We start from the raw sequence: 16669 nt of genomic DNA, 5'->3' as shown, positions 1-16669 counted from the left end.
GTCCCCATTTCCTTTATGCTTAAAGATAATTGCAGATGCATATGTTTTCGTCTAGTAGGATATTAAGGGCCGAGACGAGCCTTGATCATCACACGAAAGAGGGAACTTCAGACCATGGATACGCAAAAACTCCTCGGCGAAGTCGCCAGCCAGCTTCTTTCAGGCGCCATCAAGGTGGTCGACCTGTCGGCGCCGCTCGGGCCGGACACGCCGTTGATCAAGCTGCCGCCGGAACTCGCCGTCGACACGCCGAAGGTCGAGATCCACAATATTTCCCGTTACGACAAGAACGGTCCGTGGTGGGCCTGGAACTGGCTGAAGCTCGGCGAGCATTCCGGCACGCATTTCGACGCGCCGCAGCATTGGATCTCCGGCAAGGACTATCCGGACGGCGCCACCGACACCATTCCGGCGCAGAATTTCGTCGGCCCGGTCAATGTCATCGACTGTTCGAAGGAAGCCGCCGCCGACCACGATTTCCTGCTCACCGTCGACCACATCAAGGCCTGGGAAGCCGAGCATGGCGCGATCAATGCCGGCGAATGGGTGGTGATGCGCACCGACTGGTACAAGCGCAACGGCTCGGAAGCCGAGTTCCTCAATGCCAACGAGACCGGCCCGCACACGCCGGGGCCGACGGCCGAAGCCATCCAGTTCCTGATCAGCAAGGACATCAAGGGCTGGGGCTCGGAGACGATCGGCACGGATGCCGGCAAAGCCGGCGGCATGGAGCCGCCATTCCCGGCGCACACGCTGATGCACAAGGCCAACCGCTACGGTCTTGCCAGCCTCTGCAACCTCGACCAGCTGCCGCCGAAGGGCGCCATCCTGATCGCGGCGCCGCTCAAGATCGAACATGGCACCGGCAGCCCGATCCGCGCGCTGGCGCTGGTTTCGAAGGGCTAAGCGAAAGCGTTTGCCGTGACCCAGCCGGATCACATCATCGTCGGCAGCGGCATCAACGCACTGGTCTGCGCGGCGATGCTTGGCGGCAAAGGGGCGCGTGTGCTCGTCCTGGAGCGCAACGACCGCATTGGCGGCTGCCTGCGCACCGAGGAGATCACCGCGCCCGGCTTCATCCATGATGTGATGGCGACGACCTTCGTGCTGTTCATCACCTCGCCGGCCTTTGCGGCACTGGGCGCCGACCTCGCGCGCCACGGGCTGGAGTTCTGTCACACGGGCACGCCGACCGGCGTGCTGCGGCCGGACGGCAGCCATGCCGTGCTCAGCACCGACCGTGCCGCCAACGTCGTCGCCCTTAATGCGATCGCGGCAGGCGACGGTGACCGGCACGCGGATGATGTCGGCGGCATCGAGCGCAATGCCGGCCTGCTGTTCGGCCTGCTCGGCGGCAGCCTGTGGTCCTATCCGACAGCGAAGCTGCTGGCCGGTGATGGCTGGCGGCGTGGCCCGCGTGGCCTTGCCGCCTTTCTCGGCGAGGCACTCGTGCCGGCGCGCGGCTGGCTGGAAAGCACCTACCAGTCCGAAACCATTCGTGCGCTGTGGGCGCCCTGGGTGCTGCATGCCGGGCTCGGCCCCGAAGACGCCTTTTCCGGCCAGATCGCCAGGGTTATCGCCTTCGCGCTTGAGGCGGCGGGCGCGCCGATCGTCAAGGGCGGGGCAAAAAACCTGCTGGCGGCCTTCGAGGCTTTGATCCGGGAACGCGGCGGCGACATCCGCACCGGCGCCGACGTCACTTCGATCGTTCAAAGCAATGGCCGGGCAACCGGCGTGCGGCTGGCCTCGGGTGAGACAATCACGGCCAACAAGGGCGTCATCTGCTCGGTCACGCCAACGCAGCTCTATGGCAGGCTGCTTGGCGCGGATGCTCCCAAAGCCGATGTCGAGGCGACGCGGAAATACCGCTACGGCATAGGCAATTTCCAGATCCACTACGCCTTGGACAAACCGCCAGCATGGCGGGGCGAAGGCCTGGACAAGGTGGCACTGCTGCATCTGACGCCGGGACTGGATGGCGTGTCAAAGGCCTGCAACGAGGCGGCGCGCGGCATGCTGCCGGAGGTGCCGACCATCTGTGTTGGCCAGCCGCATGCGCTAGACCCATCGCGCTGCCCGGAAGGCAAGGCGGTTCTCTGGCTGCAATTGCCCGAGGCGCCTCGCCACATCAAGGGCGACGCGGCCGGCAAGCTGCAGGCACCAGCGGACGGGCAATGGACCGATGTGCTGCGCGAAGCCTATGCCGATCGCGCTGAAGCGATCCTCGCCAGCCATATCGAGGGCTTCAAGGACAGCGTCATCGCGCGCCGCGCCTATTCGCCGGCCGATCTCGAGGCGATGAACATCAACCTGGTCGGTGGCGATCCCTATGGCGGTTCCTCGACCATCGACCAGTCCTTCCTGTGGCGGCCGTTCAAGAGCAGCCGCAACCATCAGACCGGCATCAAGGGCCTCTACCATATCGGCGCCTCGACCCACCCGGGGGCCGGCCTTGGCGGCGGTTCCGGCTTTCTTCTGGCGGGGAGGCTGTGATGGAAGAGAAGGTCACTGAGAAGCGCCAGCGCATTTCGACCCTGGGGCAGATCGGCCTGCAGCAATTCGCGCCCTATCTGATGAACCGCATCATGGGCCGCTACAACGCCACCTTGCGCGACGATTTCCGCAAGCAGGGCCTGACCATTCCGCAGGTGCGCACGCTGGCCGTGCTGTCGGTCACCGACGGCATCACCGTCAACGACCTCTCGGTCTATACGGTGATCGAGCAGTCGACCTTGAGCCGGACGCTCGACTCACTGGAGGGCCAGGGTCTGGTACGGCGCGAGCAGGGCGTCACCGACAGCCGCATCCGCCATGTGTTCCTGACCGATGAGGGCCGCGCCGAGTTCACCCGCGCCTGGCCGGCCATGCACGATGCCTTCGAGGCGATGTTCGACGACATCGACGACGCCGAATATTCCGCACTCATCGCCACGCTTTTGAAGATGCTGAAGAACATTCGCAAGCACGACATCTAGCATGACCCCGAAAAGTGGATCCCGGTTTTCGGAAGAGGTCAAGCAGATAGACCTACGCGCCGCCAGCGCAGGGCGGTAACGGAAGGATTGAAAAAATGGCCGAACGGTCTTTTGCCAGGGAAGTCGAGAAGCTCCGGCTCGGCGCCGGCGAGGAATTTGCCGGCGAAGGCATCCTCGCCATCACCAAGGCGCTGCTGCAATGCGGCGTCGGCTATGTCGGCGGCTATCAAGGCGCGCCGATCAGCCATCTGATGGACGTGCTGGCCGATGCGCAGGACATTCTGGGCGAACTCGGCGTGCATTTCGAAGCCAGCGCTTCGGAAGCCACCGCCACCGCCATGCTGGCCGCCTCGGTGCACTACCCGATCCGCGGTGCCGCAACCTTCAAGTCGACGGTCGGCACCAATGTAGCCTCCGATGCGCTGGCCAACCTCGCCTCCGGCGGCGTCACCGGCGGCGCGCTGATCATTGTCGGCGAGGATTATGGCGAAGGCTCCTCGATCATGCAGGAGCGCAGCCATGCCTTCGCCATGAAAAGCCAGGTCTGGCTGCTCGATCCGCGCCCCAATCTGCCATCGATCGTCAAGGCGGTGGAGGATGGTTTCGAACTGTCCGAGATTTCCAACACGCCGGTCATGCTGCAGGTGCGCATCCGCTGCTGCCACGTACACGGCCATTTCATCGCCAAGGACAACAAACGGCCGCCGATGACCGTCGCCGATGCGCTTGACGCACCGCGCCGCGACACCGGCCGCATCGTGCTGCCGCCAGCGTCCTTCCTGCACGAGAAGGAAAAGGTGCAGAAGCGCTGGCCGGCGGCGGTGGACTTCATCGCCAAGAACAAGATCAACGAGTTCTTCGGCTCGGATCATGGTTCGGTCGGCATCGTCCTGCAGGGCGGCATGTACAATTCGGTCATCCGCGCGCTGCAGCGGCTCGGCCTTGCCGACATTTATGGCGACACCGACGTGCCGCTCTATGTGCTCAACGCCGTCTATCCGCTGATCGACGACGAGTTCCTGTCGTTCTGCGAGGGCAAGCAGGCGGTGCTGGTCGTCGAGGAAGGCCAGCCCAACTACATCGAACAGGCCTTTGCTTCGATGCTGCACAAGGCCGGTCGCGGCACCAGGCTGGTCGGCAAGGAGTACCTGCCGATGGCCGGCGAATATACCGGCCAGGTCCTGCTTGACGGCATCGGCGCCTTTCTGCGCGGCGAGGCGCCGCATCTTTTGCCCGGCGAAGTGCGCGCGCCCAACAAGGTCGGTGACGGCGTCGACGCAGCCGATCTGATCAATGTCGTGCCGGGCCGTCCGCCGGGCTTCTGCATCGGCTGCCCGGAACGGCCGATCTTTGCCGCGACCAAGCTGGTCGAGCAGGAGCTCGGCAAGCACCACATAGCTTCCGACATAGGCTGCCATCTGTTCTCGATCATGCCGCCCTTCGAGCTCGGTGCCACCACCATGGGCTATGGCCTGGGTCCGGCCTCTGCCTCGGCCTTCAATTCGCCCGATGCCAAGCGCCGTTCGATCTCCTTCGTCGGCGATGGCGGCTTCTGGCACAATGGCCTGACCTCCTCGATCGGCAATGCGGTGTTCAACAAGAACGACGGCGTCATCGTCATCGTCGACAATTTTTACTCGGCGGCCACGGGTGGGCAGGACATCCTGTCATCGCGCGCCGGCAACAAGACCAAGTCGACGAAGCATCCGATCACCGAGGCGGTGAAAGGCATGGGCGTCAAATGGCTGCGCCATGTCGACCGCACCTATGACGTGACCAAGATGCAGGACACGCTGCGTGAGGCGCTGACGACGGACGAGAAAGGGCCGAAGGTCATCGTCGCCTCGTCCGAATGCATGCTCAACCGGCAGCGCCGCGAAAAGCCGCTGGTCGACAAGGCGATCAAGGGCAGGACCCGTGTGGTGAAACCGAAATTCGGTGTCGATGAGGACATCTGCACGGGCGACCATGCCTGCATGCGGCTGTCCGGCTGTCCCTCGCTGTCGGTCAAGTCAACAGACGATCCGCTGCGCGACGATCCGGTCGCTCATATCGACCAGAGCTGCGTCGGCTGCGGCAATTGTGGCGAGGTCGCCGATGCGGCGGTGCTCTGCCCATCCTTCTACCGCGCCGACGTCGTGCACAATCCGAGCCGCTGGGATCGCTTCCTGGAAGCCGCGCGCCGGGCCACCATCAGCCTGTTGCAGCGCCGCCGCGAAAGCCGGCGCCTGACCTTCGCCGATGCTTGACGCCGTCCCCCCACTTCGCGCCCGCGCCGGCGCTCAGGATAGCGAGCGTGTCACCAAGCTCGCCGTGCTGGCGGTCGGCGGCCAGGGCGGTGGCGTGCTCGCCGACTGGATCACCGATGTCGCCGAGCGCAACGGCTATGTTGCGCAATCGACCTCGGTCGCCGGTGTCGCCCAGCGTACCGGCGCCACCATCTATTATGTCGAGATGGCCCGCGACACCGGCCGGCTGCCGGTCTTCGCGCTGTCGCCGTCGCAGGGCGACGTCGACATCCTGATCGCCGCCGAATTGATGGAAGCCGGCCGTGCCATCATTCGCGGCTTCGTCACGCCCGACCGCACCACGCTGATTGCCTCGTCGCACCGCATCGCCGCCGTGTCGGAAAAGATCGAACCGGGCGATGGCCGGGCTTCGTCCTCCAAGGTGCATGCGACGGCGGAAGCCGCATCGAAGCGCTTCATCGCTTTCGACATGGAAAAGATCGCAGCCGACAATGGCTCGATGATCTCGGCCAGCCTGCTTGGCGCGCTAGCGGGGTCCGATGCGCTGCCCTTCACCCGCGAGAGCTACGAACAGGCGATCGGTGCCGGCGGCCGGGGCGTCAAGGCCAGCCTTGCTGCCTTCGGCGCTGCGTTTGACCGCGCGCGCGGCACGGCAGCACCGGCGCAGAAGCCGGCTGAGCCCGCGATTGTCGAATCTGCCCTGGGCACAGGACAGGTGAGTGGCCCGCAAAACCTGCTGCAGGGCTGGCAGGCCTTGGCTGCCCGCATCGACCTGTTGCCGGTAGCCGTACGCGACATGGCACTTCGGGGCTTGAGAAAGGTCGTCGACTATCAGGACATCGCCTATGGGCGCGAGTATCTCGACCGGTTGGACAAGGCCGTCGCGCTGGACGGGCCGCTTCAGGGCTATGGCCTGTCGATCGCTGCTGCCAAGCATCTGGCCAACGCGCTATGCTACGACGACATGATCCGTGTCGCCGATCTCAAGACACGTTCGACGCGCGGCAAACGCGTGCGCCGCGAGGTCGGCGTCAAGGACAGCTCGATCCTGCAGGTGACCGAATATTTCCACCCGCGCATCGAGGAGTTCTGCGGCACGCTGCCGGCGGGTCTGGGCAGCTACATCGAGGACCGCCCGAAGCTCGCCGCCTTTCTCGATCGCCGCATCAATCATGGCCGCCGCATCCGCACCGACAGTTTTGCCGGCTTTGCCGCTTTGTGGTTCATCGGCGGCCTGCGCCGCTGGCGCCGCAGTCTGCTGCGCCACAAGGTCGAGGTCGCGCATCTCGATCGCTGGTACGCGCTGGCTCTCGACCATGTGCCCCAGGACTACGCACTGGCCGTCGAGATCCTCAATTGCCGCCGGCTGATCAAGGGCTACAGCGACACCCATGTCCGGGCACAGTCGAAATTCGACCGCGTGCTGTCGGCGCTCGACCTGGTCAAGGGCCGAGCCGATGCCGCCGACTGGATCCGCCGCCTGCGCGAGATGGCGCTGAAGGACGAGAAGGGCGACATGCTCGACGGCGCGCTGAAGACGGTGGCGACGCTGGGGCCGGACCCAATCGGCTGAGATATCTAGCGGGCGTCCACGGATTGGACCGGCGCTAACCTTAACTCCGGGCTGGCTGACAGGATTGCCCGTTCGCCGGCGCTGACGCGGGGCCAGGTGCCTGGCCCCGCCGTGCTTCGATCAGTTATGGTGCCAGCGGCGCCAGTGATGGTGCGGGTGCCAGCCATAGACCGGAGCGTGCCAGTAATGGTAGTGCGGGCGCACGACGACGACGCCGTTCGGCACGCAACGGCCCCATCGGTTCGGGTGCCAGCCGATGCCGCACCCCCAGCGGACATGCTCGACCAATGCCGGGGCGGCCGGATGGGTTACAGACATGACGGGCATCGCGCTGGACGCGGAGGCTGTCACGACAGTTCCACCGATGGCCAGGATAGCGGTTGCTGCATAGTTTTTCAGGCGACTCATAATTGGACTCCGAGTGCATTCGAGTTTGAAGATGGCCGCCCGGCACAATGCGATCGGGCAGGCTTGTCCCTTCTCTTCGTTAAACGGCGTCTCCCGCCTTTTCCGTCGGTCGTCATGGCGATTTTTTCGGCGCAACGGCAGCGCGGCGTTCCATATGGCGCAGCAATGCCTGTGCCAGCACGCTCCGGTTTTCGAGTGATGTGTTCGCCGCGAAGTCGACAATGGCCTGCTCGAGCCGGGTGCGAACCGTCGCGTCGGCGTTGCGTGCCCGCTCCAGGGCAGCCGACACGGCGGCCTCGTCCATGACAGGCTGTTGCAACAGGTCCGCTGCCTGCTGCCTCGCCTGCTGGCCATCGAGAATGATCTGACGGGACTGCACGCGAACCTGGCGCAGCGCCTCGCGGAACGCCTTGCGATCCTGGTCGGGAAGCTGTCGGCCGGCCGATTCCAGCGAGACACCTGTTTTGGCATTTCTCAGCCAGACCGCACCGCCGACGAATGCGCCGGCAAGAAAGACGTTCAGCACCACGGAAGCAATAACCAGACCACGGACCCAGCGCGTGCTCATAGGCTTTCCTCACCGTTCTCGGCAGCGGGGCCGGCATCGCCAAACGCCGTCGCATTGGCATCCAGCACATAATGGTCCGGCTGGACCTCCGGCGTGACGATGGTCACCAGGGCCAGCCCTGCTACGGCACCGGCCACACCAATGCCGGCAAGTCCGAGTCCCAGCCACCAGAACCACTGGCGCCTGCGCTGGACGAGGTGCCGGCCGGCAGCCTGCAGAATGCTGCCGTGCAGTGCCTTGTCCGGGGCGTCGACGCGGTAGCTGTCGAGCAGCGCGTCAAGTGTCCCGGCCTGCCTCAAGATGGCCTTGCCCGCGCCGCTCGCGGCAAAGACCGTGCCGGCCATTCGCTCAGCCTCGGGCCATCGCCGCAAGTCGCCGCCATAGGCCTGGGCCAAGACGGCAAAGCGCCTGGCATCCATTGCGGGTTCGTTCCTGGATCCTTCAGCCATGTGTCGCCCCCTTGCCCGTCGGCGCCGGGCGCCAGGCGGCACCAGCAAGGCGCAATGGCCGTGGTGCGTTGGTGCTTGCCCGGTGCTTACTCATCGGCGCCATCCCCCGCCAGGATCGCCTGCAGCGACCGCCGGCCGCGCGCAAGCAGGCTCTCCAGGGCATCGACGCTGATCTGCAAGGTCGCTGCCGCCTCGATATTGGACATCTCCTGATAGTAGACCAGAACGATGGCTTCGCGCTGGCGCGGCGCTATGGCTTGCAGCGCCCGTTCGACCCGAAGCGCGTCCTCCTGGCGAGGGGCGTCGGGAAGTGCTGCGGGGTCGACCATTTCCGGCAGGTCGCCGGTCACCCACTCGCGCCTGCGACGCAGCCGGTCGTAGCAAAGGTTGAGCGTCACCCGGTGGATCCAGCTGTCGAAGCGCGCATTGCCGCGCCGCCAGCTCGCGGCATGGCGCCAGATCCGCACGAAGGTTTCCTGCGCGACATCCTCGGCCTCCGCCGCATCGCCGAGCATGCGCACGGCAAGCGCCAGGATACGCGGCAGCTTGCGCGCGACGAGCGTTTGCACGGCTGCCGGCTCGCCGGCGCCAACACGGCGAACCAGCTCCTCGTCCGGATCCGCAGCCATCAGTCGGCGCACTCCCGATATTCATCGCGCGTCATTGCCTCTTGGTCATTGCTCCCTGCTTGACCTCTTGGTCATTGCTTCGGCTTGGGAGCGGTTTTGTGGCCCGGCAGTTCGTCGGCCGTCAAAATGCCGTCGGCATTCTTGTCCAGCCGGGCGAAGCGCCTGGCGAAGAATGCATCGAGTTCGGCGTGATCGATGAAGCCGTCATGGTTGGAATCGATCCGCGCGAAAGATTTGGCGGCGTCGCCCTTGACGTTGCGCTTCGTCTGAAAGGCCTCCCATTCCAGCAGGCTGATCTTGCCGTCGCCATCCGTGTCGGCCGCCATGATCGCCTTTTCGCGCCGCTTCTGGAATTTGGCCAGCGTGATGTCGGACCTGGTCCCCGAAGCGCCTGGCGCGGCAAGTGGCGCGGCGGTCGGCGGTGCAGGCGGCGTCGTTGCCTGGGCGAAAGCCGCAACGGTCTGCAAACTCAAGGCAACGACTGATATCGAACGGCGGATCATGCTGTGCGTCTCCAGGTTGGCGCGACGCAGACGGCTTGTGCCGCCATCGCGCTTCAACCGTTAAACGCCGCGACCCGGAAAATCCGTCGGTCGCGCCTGCTGATCCGTTCACGCCCGGACAAAAGAGGGTGCCCATCCCGGCTCGATCGGGTTGAAAGGAACTCTAGTCCGACTGGTCGGCCGCAATCAGTTGTTCGGGCTTGAACCCGGCATGTTGCGGGGTCCACACCTCGCCCTCGCGATTGAACCAGTGGCACAGATACATGCCCGAGGCTGCGCCATCGCTGATCGTCATCCTGGGGCCTCCGGATTTCAGCCTGACGACGTCTCCGGTCTTGAAATTGTTGGGCATTTTTGACCTCCCATGCTGAGGCCATGATTTTCACACCAAACCGGGGTCTCGACAATGGCAGATCTGCCAGGCCGGCGCCGCAATCCTTTGCACCAGCTGCGAAGGGGCAGACAGACGACAAAAATGGAGGAGGAATGGTGCCGCTTGCGTGACTCGAACACGCGACCCCCGCATTACGAATGCGGTGCTCTACCAACTGAGCTAAAGCGGCCCAGGAAGCCAAGGCCTCCAGGATGCGGCGGTGATAGACGCAACCGGGCGCGAATTCAAGATGCGACTTGGCAATTCCTGCGTCGGCGTCGTGGCACCCTCGAAAGCCGGCCGCCGCCTTGTCCGCCAGTCAGTCGCCAAGGGAATGCGGCGCACGGTGCGTGTGCTCCCTGTGCGCGAAAATCGGCGAAACATGCTGATTTTGTTGCCGGAACAGCGCCGGAATGGACTTTGCACACCTCTGCGAGGCAGAATACGCCGCTCGCCCGTTGATTGATTGGTCGCCTGCGGCTAACGATCACGGCAAGGTTGGCAAAGACAGAGGGACCCGCTTGGACGCGATCGAAAAAGCGATCCGGAACGCCTTGGAGAAAGGCAATGCCGAGGACCGCGCGTTCCGCGAGAGGGTCTATCGCTCGGCTTTTGCCGCGCTCGATCGCGCGCTCCAGGCCAATCCGGGTGTGACCGTTGAGGTCGCCATCAAGCGCCGCAAGGCAATCCAGGCGAAAATCACCGAAATCGAATCCGAGTTCCTGCCGGCGGTGCCGGATGTCGGTCCGCAGGGCGATGCACCGGCGGTCGAACTCGGAGCGGACCCGGCGCCCGCGGTCGAAACCGGCCGACAGGCATCGTCCCCCGATGTCGTCGTCGACGGACCCGTGCAATCCGCTGCCGATGCGCCGCGCTCCCGCGTTCTGCCCGTCGTTCCCGACATCATGCCGGAGGCCACGCTTCCCGATGCTCCGGCCATCGACATGTCGGTTCCGGCCTCGGCCGGCGCGACGACGGAAGTGGCGCCCGACCGCGATGAACGGCGCATAAGGGGGCGTCGCCTGCCGCTGACCGCCATCTTCCTGACCGTGACACTGCTCGCCGCGGTTGGCATCGGCCTGTTCTTCGCCGTGCAGACCGGCGTGTTCAAGACATCCGCGCAACTCGACACCGCCCCGCCGCAAGCGCCGCCGACCGTCGAGGACGACGATTTCACACCGGCCGACGGCGGTCCGGAAAAACCCGGCGCCGCGGACCAGGCGCGCGACTGGATCAATGTGTTTTCGCCGGCCGATGCATCCCATGTCAGCGCGCCGTCTGACGCCAGGGCCGAGGTGATGAAGGACGATACCGGTTCGTTCCTGCGCATCCGTTCCGGCGCGTCCGGTTCGGCGATCAGCTTCGATGTCGGACAAGGCGTGCTGGAGAAGCTGGCCGGCAAACATGCCGTGTTCGACATCATTGCCCGCTCCGAAGAAGGCAAGGAGACGCAGATTTCGGTCGACTGCAATTTCGGCGAACTCGGCGACTGCGGCCGCAAGCGCTATGCGGTCGGCCAGCAGCAGAACGAATATCTGTTCGATGTGCAGTTTCCCGACAAGCGTCCGGGCTCGGCCGGCACCATTGCCATCAATTCCGACTTCGACAAGCAGGGTAAGGCCGCGGACATCTACGAAATCCGCGTTTCAATCGAGCCGTAAGAGCGCTGAACGGTCTAGCGGTCGAGCAGCGCCTGCAGCGTCTCGATGCGGTCGGCCTCGTTGGCCGGCTTGTCCCAGCGCAGCCGCGAAATGCGGGGAAAGCGCATGGCAACGCCGGATTTGTGCCGGGTCGAGCGGTTCAGCCCTTCGAAGGCGACTTCCAGCACCAGGCCGTTGTCGCGGTCAGCCCGCACCGAGCGCACCGGCCCGAAACGCTCGATCGTGTTGTCGCGGACATATTTGTCGATCTGCTTCAACTCCTCGTCGGTAAAGCCGAAATAGGCCTTGCCGACCGGCACCAGTTCCTCTTCGCCTTCGGCACCTGTCCAGACACCGAACGTATAGTCGGAATAGAAGCTCGAGCGTTTGCCGTGGCCGCGCTGGGCATACATCAGCACCGCGTCCACTGTGTGCGGATCGCGTTTCCATTTGAACCATGGACCTTTCGGCCGGCCGGCGACATAGGCTGAGTCCCAGCGCTTCAGCATGACGCCTTCGATGATCGGATGCGGCGGCACCCGCCGCAGTTCCTCCAGCGTTTGCCAATCCATGAAGTCGACGAATGGCGAAAGATCGAAGCGGCTGGGGTCGAGCGTTCCGACAAACGCTTCCAGCCGGCCGCGCCGCTCGCGAAACGACAGCGGGCGCAGATCCTCGCCGCCGAGCTGGAGCAGATCGTAGCAGCGCATGAAGGCCGGGTATTGCTGCTGCATCTTCGGTGTCACCGTCTTGCGATTCAGCCGTTGCTGCAGATCCGAGAAGGTTCCCGTCGCCTCGCGGGGATCACCGACAAGCAGTTCGCCGTCCAGCGTTGCGGAAAAATCCATGGCATCGGCGAGGTCCGGAAAGGCACCCGAAACGTCATCGCCCGTGCGCGAATAGAGCCGGCGGATGCCGCCCTCGGCCACCGCCTGGACACGGATGCCGTCCCATTTCCATTCTGCGGCATAATCCGCCGGATCGAGCTTTTCGAGATCGCCGTCACCGACCGGGTTCGACAGCATCACCGGGCGAAACAAGGCCAACGCCGTGTTCCTGGGCTTTTCGGCCCTGCCTTCCAGCCACGCGAACAGCACTGTGTAAGGCGGCGTCAACCCGTGCCAGAGTTCCTCGATCTCGGCCACGTCGACCTTGCCGAAATCGGCCAGCGCCTGTTTGGCCAGCCGCGCCGACATGCCGATGCGCAAGCCGCCGGTGACCAGCTTGATGATGGCGAAGCGCGCCGAGATGCCCGCGCTGTCGAGCAGCCCGGCCAGCACCTTCGGTCCGTCGGAGCGGCTTGCCGCCTGCAGTTTGGCCACGACTTCGCCAAGCGTCGGCTCGCGGTTCGCGATGTTCCCAGGCGTTTGCGGCCAGACCAGCGACACCGTTTCGGCGAGATCGCCGACATAATCGTAGGAATAGCCGAACAGCACCGGATCCATGCGTTCGGTGACCAGCATGCGCAGCATCGCCGGCTTGACCGCGGCGATGTTGAGGTCGCCGGTGATGGCAGCCAGCGCCAACCCGCGATCGGGATCCTCCACAGCGCGGAAATAGTCGGTCAGCAAGGTCAGCTTGCCGTTGCGCGACGGCGTCAGCACCAGGCGGTCGAGAAGCTCGGAGAAGCGGTTCATGGCTTCAATCGCCCTCGTCTTCGTAGCCGACCAGATGCAGCGGCCGGGCGGCGATGCCTTCGAGCTCGCACCAGCGCACCAGCGCTTCCTCGCGGCCATGCGTCACCCAGATCTCCTCGGCTCCGGTCTCCTTGATCGTGGCGGTCAACTCATCCCAGTCGGCATGATCGGAGATGATCAGCGGCAGCTCGACGCCGCCTTGCTTGGCGCGCTGGCGAATGCGCATCCAGCCCGACGCGAAGCACGAGATCGGATCGGGAAAACGCCGCGCCCAGCGGTCGGCGAAGGCCGATGGCGGGCCGACGACGATGGCGCCGGTAAAATCATCCTTGCCGCCGCTTTCGACGGTTGCCGGTTCGAGGGTACCGAGATCGATGCCTTGGCTCTGGTAATATTCGCTGAGTTTGGCCAACGCGCCATGGATGTAGAGCGGCCTGTCGTAGCCGGCGTCGCGCAACAGCCGCATCACCCTTTGCGCCTTGCCCAGCGCATAGGCGCCGACCAGATGCGAGCGCTCGGGGAACTGCGCTGCCGATTTCAGCAGGCGGGCGATTTCTTCTGTGTCGGGCGGATGGCGAAACACCGGCAGGCCGAAGGTCGCTTCGGTGATGAACACATCGCACGGGATCGGCTCGAATGGCGCGCAGGTTGCGTCCCTCTGCCGCTTGTAGTCGCCGGAAGCGACGATGCGCGTGCCCTGATGCGCGACGGATATCTGCGCCGAGCCCAGCACATGGCCGGCTGGATGGAAGCTGACGCTGATGCCATTGAGTGCAATCGTCTCGCCGAGCTGTGCCGCTTGCGTCGTGCCAGCGAAATTCTCACCGTAGCGCAGGCCCATAATGTCGAGCGTTTGCCGCGTCGCCAGCACCGAGCGGTGGCCGGAACGCGCATGGTCGGAATGGCCATGCGTGATCAATGCCCGGTCGACCGGCCGGACCGGGTCGATGAAGAAATCGCCCGGCGGGCAATAGAGGCCCTCGGGCCGGGGATGAAGCAGGTCGCTGGCGCGCATGATCCCCAAGATAGGATATAATTCCGCGGCGGGAAGCCTGTTGTAAGTCACTGCTGACTCCCGCATAGAGCACCGCCGGCTCGATCCGCCGGCAGGACCCATCGCCATGAAACCGCTTCAGGCCTCGTCCGGCGACTTGAACGCCGATCGCCGTGCCGATTATGCCGAGATGCTGCACGCGAATGGCGATCATGCGGCGGCGGCGGAATTGCTGCTCGGCGCTCTGGAAATGACACCGCAATGGGCGATGGGCTGGTTTCGCCTCGGCGAGATGCAGCAGGCGGCGGGCGCGGCGGATCTGGCCGTGCAGGCCTGGACGATGTCGCTGCAACTCGACCCATCGGATCGTCAGGGCGCTGCACTGAACCTGCAATTGATCGGCAAGGTGCCGGCGCTCGACGCGCTCCCCAGCGCCTTCGTCGAGACACTGTTCGACCATTATGCAGAGAGCTTCGACGAGTCCCTGGTCGGCAGGCTGAGTTACCGCCTGCCTGAAATGCTCGACCAGGCCATTCGAGCGGCAAGGCCGGGACGCTTCCCGCTCGCTCTGGATCTCGGCTGCGGCACCGGCCTGATGGGGCAGAGGCTGCGGCCGATCGCCGACCGGCTGGAGGGGTATGACATTTCGGCCAAAATGCTGAGAAAGGCGCGGACCAAGGGCGTCTACGATTTCCTCGACAAGGCCGATCTGCGGGATTTTCCCTATGCCGGTCCGAAAGCCTATCTGGTGACGGTGGCCGATGTTTTCATCTATGTCGGCGCGCTGGACGGCGTGGTGAAGACGATTGCCGGCTTGCTGGCCACGGATGGCCTGTTCGCGTTTTCCGTCGAGACGCTGGCTGGCGATGGCGATTTCGTGCTGCTGCCGTCGCGCCGCTATGCGCATGCGCAACACTATGTGCGCGACGTCCTGGCCGCCAACGGGCTTTCGGTCCTGTCACTGGAACCAACCGTGATCCGGCAGGATCGCGGGGAACATGTCAACGGGTTGGTCGTTGTGGCCAAGGCTCCGAACTCAGCTCAGCAAAAGAGCTGACGACAGCCAGTTCGGCGGCGTCGGCAGCTTTTTGCCGGGCAGCGTGATAGGAATTTTTTCTTGACACCCTGCCCTCAGCTATGGTACATTTTCGCCCATGGTGCTGATTTGCGCCAGTGACCCGCCGCACAGGCGGGTTTTTCGTTTGATGCTCCGTCAGCCACGCGCCGGCGGAGGGGCGGCCTCGCCGCATCGCAAACAATCTTGCTGTGAAAAAGTCCGATTTGCATGCGCGACTGATATTTGCGATCTGGTCGAGTCAGGGCGGGATTCAGGAGGAGCATAGTCGATGCGCTGGAACATGATGATCTTGGCCTCTTGCCTGCTGACCGCCGGCTGTGTCGGCGGCACCTCGATGTCGGAACAGCAGGATGCGAACGTCCAGTCCTCCCTGCAATACGACACCGTGCCGTGCGATCAGTTGCTGGCGCAGCGCAACGGCTTGGCGCAGCAATACAACCTTCCGGCGAAGGCCAAGCCGACATTCTCCAACCCGGCGATGGGCTTCGGCCCGTTCACGCCTGACATGCGCTCCAAGGCCAAGCGCGATACCGACAAGGCGAGCGGTGAGATCAATGCCATGAACCGGTCGATCGATCGACGCGACTGCGGCCAGCCGGACAAGCAGAAGAAGCTCGCTCTGCCTGGCTAGTACCCCGCCTTGCGGTCCACCTGATTGTCGAGCTTTTCACCGCGTTCGAAGGCGTCCATCTGGCGCAGCATGATCGGCGCCAGATGCACCGGGTCGGAGGTCGCTGCCGCGTGCGGCGTCACGAACACTTTTGGATGCCCCCACAGCGGACTGGTCTTCGGCAGCGGTTCGACCTCGAACACGTCGAGGCTCGCCTCCTTCAATGTGCCGTCATCCAGCGCCCGCAAAATGTCGGCATCCTTCTGCAGACGGCCGCGCCCGGCATTGATCAGCACCGAACCGCCGAGGCCGTTCCGTTTCCGCAGCTCCTTCAGCACGCCGTAGTTGATAATGCCCTTGGTCTCCGGCGTCAGCGGCAAAAGCACCACCAGGATGTCGGTGGCCTTGAGGAAGGGGATCAGTCCAGCCTCGCCGGAATAAGTCGCGACGTCTTCCATGACCTTGTCGGTGCGCGACCAGCCATTGACGGCAAAGCCGAGCGACAAAAGCACCGAGGCCGCGGCGCGGCCGAGACTGCCGAGGCCCATGATGCCGACCGAAATATCACCGGCAGGCCTCTGCTGCGGCTCGTGCCAGATCTTCTTCGGCTGCTGCGACCGGTAGAGCAGGCCCTGGCGGTGATGATCGAGAACCCGCCAGACGACATATTCGGTCATGTACTGGGTGAGGTTGTCGGCGACGACCTTGACAACAGGCACATCGGGCAGGCCGGGATCGGCGAAGATATGATCGACGCCGGCGCCGATCGAAAAGATGGCGCGCAGATTGGGCAGCGACGACAACAGGTTCGGCTTCTGCTTCCACACCACGGCATAGGTGATCGACGGGTCGCTGGCGCCGTCGGGCTCCAGCACCACCTCGCGTTCGGCCGACAGGAGTTCGCGCCAGCGCTGCGGATGAAAGCCGGTGACGGCAAGCAGGATGCGGCCTTTTTCCATTGCGGTCTTCTCTAGTCCCTTTTT

General features: G+C 64.4%; 17 protein-coding genes and 1 tRNA gene. 8 read left to right on the top strand and 10 right to left on the bottom strand.

What is annotated here, in order from left to right:
• The first annotated feature begins 114 nt into the window (after window positions 1-114).
• The 5 genes from NKJ67_RS00670 (at window position 115) to NKJ67_RS00650 (ending at window position 6797) form a co-directional block, all read left to right on the top strand.
• Window positions 115-906 (top strand): cyclase family protein, encoded by a 792-nt coding sequence (locus NKJ67_RS00670; RefSeq protein ID WP_127321408.1) that lies wholly within the window; start codon window positions 115-117, stop codon window positions 904-906.
• 15 nt (window positions 907-921) lie between these two features.
• Window positions 922-2493: a phytoene desaturase family protein gene (locus NKJ67_RS00665; RefSeq protein WP_352580115.1), complete on the top strand. Its 1572-nt coding sequence runs from the start codon at window positions 922-924 to the stop codon at window positions 2491-2493.
• Window positions 2493-2975, top strand: coding sequence for a MarR family winged helix-turn-helix transcriptional regulator (locus NKJ67_RS00660; protein WP_127270494.1), 483 nt, complete (start codon window positions 2493-2495; stop codon window positions 2973-2975). Before NKJ67_RS00665 ends, NKJ67_RS00660 begins: the two co-directional genes overlap by 1 nt.
• Window positions 2976-3070: 95 nt before the next feature.
• Window positions 3071-5224, top strand: a complete 2154-nt coding sequence (locus NKJ67_RS00655; RefSeq protein ID WP_352580114.1) for a thiamine pyrophosphate-dependent enzyme — start codon at window positions 3071-3073, stop codon at window positions 5222-5224.
• Window positions 5217-6797 (top strand): indolepyruvate oxidoreductase subunit beta family protein, encoded by a 1581-nt coding sequence (locus NKJ67_RS00650; RefSeq protein WP_352580113.1) that lies wholly within the window; start codon window positions 5217-5219, stop codon window positions 6795-6797. The genes NKJ67_RS00655 and NKJ67_RS00650 overlap by 8 nt, the downstream gene beginning before the upstream one ends.
• 120 nt (window positions 6798-6917) lie before the next feature.
• Here NKJ67_RS00650 and NKJ67_RS00645 read toward each other — a convergent pair whose 3' ends face one another.
• The 7 genes from NKJ67_RS00645 to NKJ67_RS00615 all read right to left on the bottom strand — a co-directional run bounded on the left by NKJ67_RS00645 (window position 6918) and on the right by NKJ67_RS00615 (window position 9917).
• Window positions 6918-7205, bottom strand: coding sequence for a GCG_CRPN prefix-to-repeats domain-containing protein (locus tag NKJ67_RS00645; RefSeq protein ID WP_352580112.1), 288 nt, complete (start codon window positions 7203-7205; stop codon window positions 6918-6920).
• 112 nt (window positions 7206-7317) lie between these two features.
• Window positions 7318-7773: a periplasmic heavy metal sensor gene (locus NKJ67_RS00640; RefSeq protein WP_292701047.1), complete on the bottom strand. Its 456-nt coding sequence runs from the start codon at window positions 7771-7773 to the stop codon at window positions 7318-7320.
• Window positions 7770-8222 carry a hypothetical protein gene (locus NKJ67_RS00635; protein WP_292336125.1) on the bottom strand — a complete coding sequence of 151 codons (453 nt, stop codon included), beginning with the start codon at window positions 8220-8222 and terminating at the stop codon, window positions 7770-7772. The genes NKJ67_RS00640 and NKJ67_RS00635 overlap by 4 nt, the downstream gene beginning before the upstream one ends.
• An 86-nt stretch (window positions 8223-8308) precedes the next feature.
• Window positions 8309-8851 carry an RNA polymerase sigma factor gene (locus NKJ67_RS00630; RefSeq protein ID WP_352580111.1) on the bottom strand — a complete coding sequence of 181 codons (543 nt, stop codon included), beginning with the start codon at window positions 8849-8851 and terminating at the stop codon, window positions 8309-8311.
• A 71-nt stretch (window positions 8852-8922) separates the two neighbouring features.
• Entirely contained in the window at window positions 8923-9354 is a 432-nt protein-coding gene (locus tag NKJ67_RS00625; RefSeq protein ID WP_352580110.1) for an EF-hand domain-containing protein, read from the bottom strand.
• 163 nt (window positions 9355-9517) lie between these two features.
• Window positions 9518-9706, bottom strand: a complete 189-nt coding sequence (locus NKJ67_RS00620; RefSeq protein WP_023811455.1) for a YodC family protein — start codon at window positions 9704-9706, stop codon at window positions 9518-9520.
• Between the two features lie 135 nt (window positions 9707-9841).
• Window positions 9842-9917, bottom strand: a tRNA-Thr gene (locus tag NKJ67_RS00615).
• A 331-nt stretch (window positions 9918-10248) separates the two neighbouring features.
• On the opposite strand from NKJ67_RS00615, the gene NKJ67_RS00610 reads away from it, so the two are divergent.
• The gene (locus NKJ67_RS00610) at window positions 10249-11388 is read left to right on the top strand and encodes a hypothetical protein (protein WP_352580109.1); all 1140 of its coding nucleotides are present in this window, start codon (window positions 10249-10251) and stop codon (window positions 11386-11388) included.
• 14 nt (window positions 11389-11402) lie between these two features.
• Here NKJ67_RS00610 and NKJ67_RS00605 read toward each other — a convergent pair whose 3' ends face one another.
• Both NKJ67_RS00605 and NKJ67_RS00600 read right to left on the bottom strand, forming a co-directional pair.
• A complete protein-coding gene (locus tag NKJ67_RS00605; protein WP_352580108.1) occupies window positions 11403-13004 on the bottom strand; it encodes a cisplatin damage response ATP-dependent DNA ligase in 1602 nt (533 codons plus the stop codon).
• Window positions 13005-13008: 4 nt separating this feature from the next.
• Complete coding sequence (locus tag NKJ67_RS00600; protein WP_128287540.1) at window positions 13009-14019, bottom strand: ligase-associated DNA damage response exonuclease; 1011 nt, start codon at window positions 14017-14019, stop codon at window positions 13009-13011.
• A 106-nt stretch (window positions 14020-14125) separates the two neighbouring features.
• Between NKJ67_RS00600 and NKJ67_RS00595 the strand changes: the two genes are divergently transcribed.
• Complete coding sequence (locus tag NKJ67_RS00595; protein ID WP_352580107.1) at window positions 14126-15055, top strand: class I SAM-dependent DNA methyltransferase; 930 nt, start codon at window positions 14126-14128, stop codon at window positions 15053-15055.
• A 289-nt stretch (window positions 15056-15344) separates the two neighbouring features.
• Window positions 15345-15707 (top strand): hypothetical protein, encoded by a 363-nt coding sequence (locus NKJ67_RS00590; RefSeq protein ID WP_352580106.1) that lies wholly within the window; start codon window positions 15345-15347, stop codon window positions 15705-15707.
• Here the strand turns inward: NKJ67_RS00590 and NKJ67_RS00585 are convergent.
• Window positions 15704-16645: a 2-hydroxyacid dehydrogenase gene (locus NKJ67_RS00585; protein ID WP_352580105.1), complete on the bottom strand. Its 942-nt coding sequence runs from the start codon at window positions 16643-16645 to the stop codon at window positions 15704-15706. The two genes, NKJ67_RS00590 and NKJ67_RS00585, sit on opposite strands and share 4 nt — an antisense overlap.
• Between the last annotated feature and the right edge of the window lie 24 nt (window positions 16646-16669).

The organism is Mesorhizobium sp. M0088 (assembly GCF_040322895.1).
Classification (GTDB): Bacteria; Pseudomonadota; Alphaproteobacteria; order Rhizobiales; family Rhizobiaceae; genus Mesorhizobium.
Note: the sequence above shows the minus strand (reverse complement) of the source record. Positions and strands in the feature narration are given on the sequence as shown.

What these genes read in the sequence shown, in the direction of transcription:
- NKJ67_RS00670 (WP_127321408.1), top strand. Translation starts at nt 115, where the DNA reads ATGGATACGCAAAAACTCCTCGGCGAAGTCGCCAGCCAGCTTCTTTCA.
- NKJ67_RS00660 (WP_127270494.1), top strand. Translation starts at nt 2,493, where the DNA reads ATGGAAGAGAAGGTCACTGAGAAGCGCCAGCGCATTTCGACCCTGGGG.
- NKJ67_RS00655 (WP_352580114.1), top strand. Translation starts at nt 3,071, where the DNA reads ATGGCCGAACGGTCTTTTGCCAGGGAAGTCGAGAAGCTCCGGCTCGGC.
- NKJ67_RS00650 (WP_352580113.1), top strand. Translation starts at nt 5,217, where the DNA reads ATGCTTGACGCCGTCCCCCCACTTCGCGCCCGCGCCGGCGCTCAGGAT.
- NKJ67_RS00645 (WP_352580112.1), bottom strand. Translation starts at nt 7,205, where the DNA reads ATGAGTCGCCTGAAAAACTATGCAGCAACCGCTATCCTGGCCATCGGT.
- NKJ67_RS00640 (WP_292701047.1), bottom strand. Translation starts at nt 7,773, where the DNA reads ATGAGCACGCGCTGGGTCCGTGGTCTGGTTATTGCTTCCGTGGTGCTG.
- NKJ67_RS00635 (WP_292336125.1), bottom strand. Translation starts at nt 8,222, where the DNA reads ATGGCTGAAGGATCCAGGAACGAACCCGCAATGGATGCCAGGCGCTTT.
- NKJ67_RS00630 (WP_352580111.1), bottom strand. Translation starts at nt 8,851, where the DNA reads ATGGCTGCGGATCCGGACGAGGAGCTGGTTCGCCGTGTTGGCGCCGGC.
- NKJ67_RS00625 (WP_352580110.1), bottom strand. Translation starts at nt 9,354, where the DNA reads ATGATCCGCCGTTCGATATCAGTCGTTGCCTTGAGTTTGCAGACCGTT.
- NKJ67_RS00620 (WP_023811455.1), bottom strand. Translation starts at nt 9,706, where the DNA reads ATGCCCAACAATTTCAAGACCGGAGACGTCGTCAGGCTGAAATCCGGA.
- NKJ67_RS00605 (WP_352580108.1), bottom strand. Translation starts at nt 13,004, where the DNA reads ATGAACCGCTTCTCCGAGCTTCTCGACCGCCTGGTGCTGACGCCGTCG.
- NKJ67_RS00600 (WP_128287540.1), bottom strand. Translation starts at nt 14,019, where the DNA reads ATGCGCGCCAGCGACCTGCTTCATCCCCGGCCCGAGGGCCTCTATTGC.
- NKJ67_RS00595 (WP_352580107.1), top strand. Translation starts at nt 14,126, where the DNA reads ATGAAACCGCTTCAGGCCTCGTCCGGCGACTTGAACGCCGATCGCCGT.
- NKJ67_RS00590 (WP_352580106.1), top strand. Translation starts at nt 15,345, where the DNA reads ATGCGCTGGAACATGATGATCTTGGCCTCTTGCCTGCTGACCGCCGGC.
- NKJ67_RS00585 (WP_352580105.1), bottom strand. Translation starts at nt 16,645, where the DNA reads ATGGAAAAAGGCCGCATCCTGCTTGCCGTCACCGGCTTTCATCCGCAG.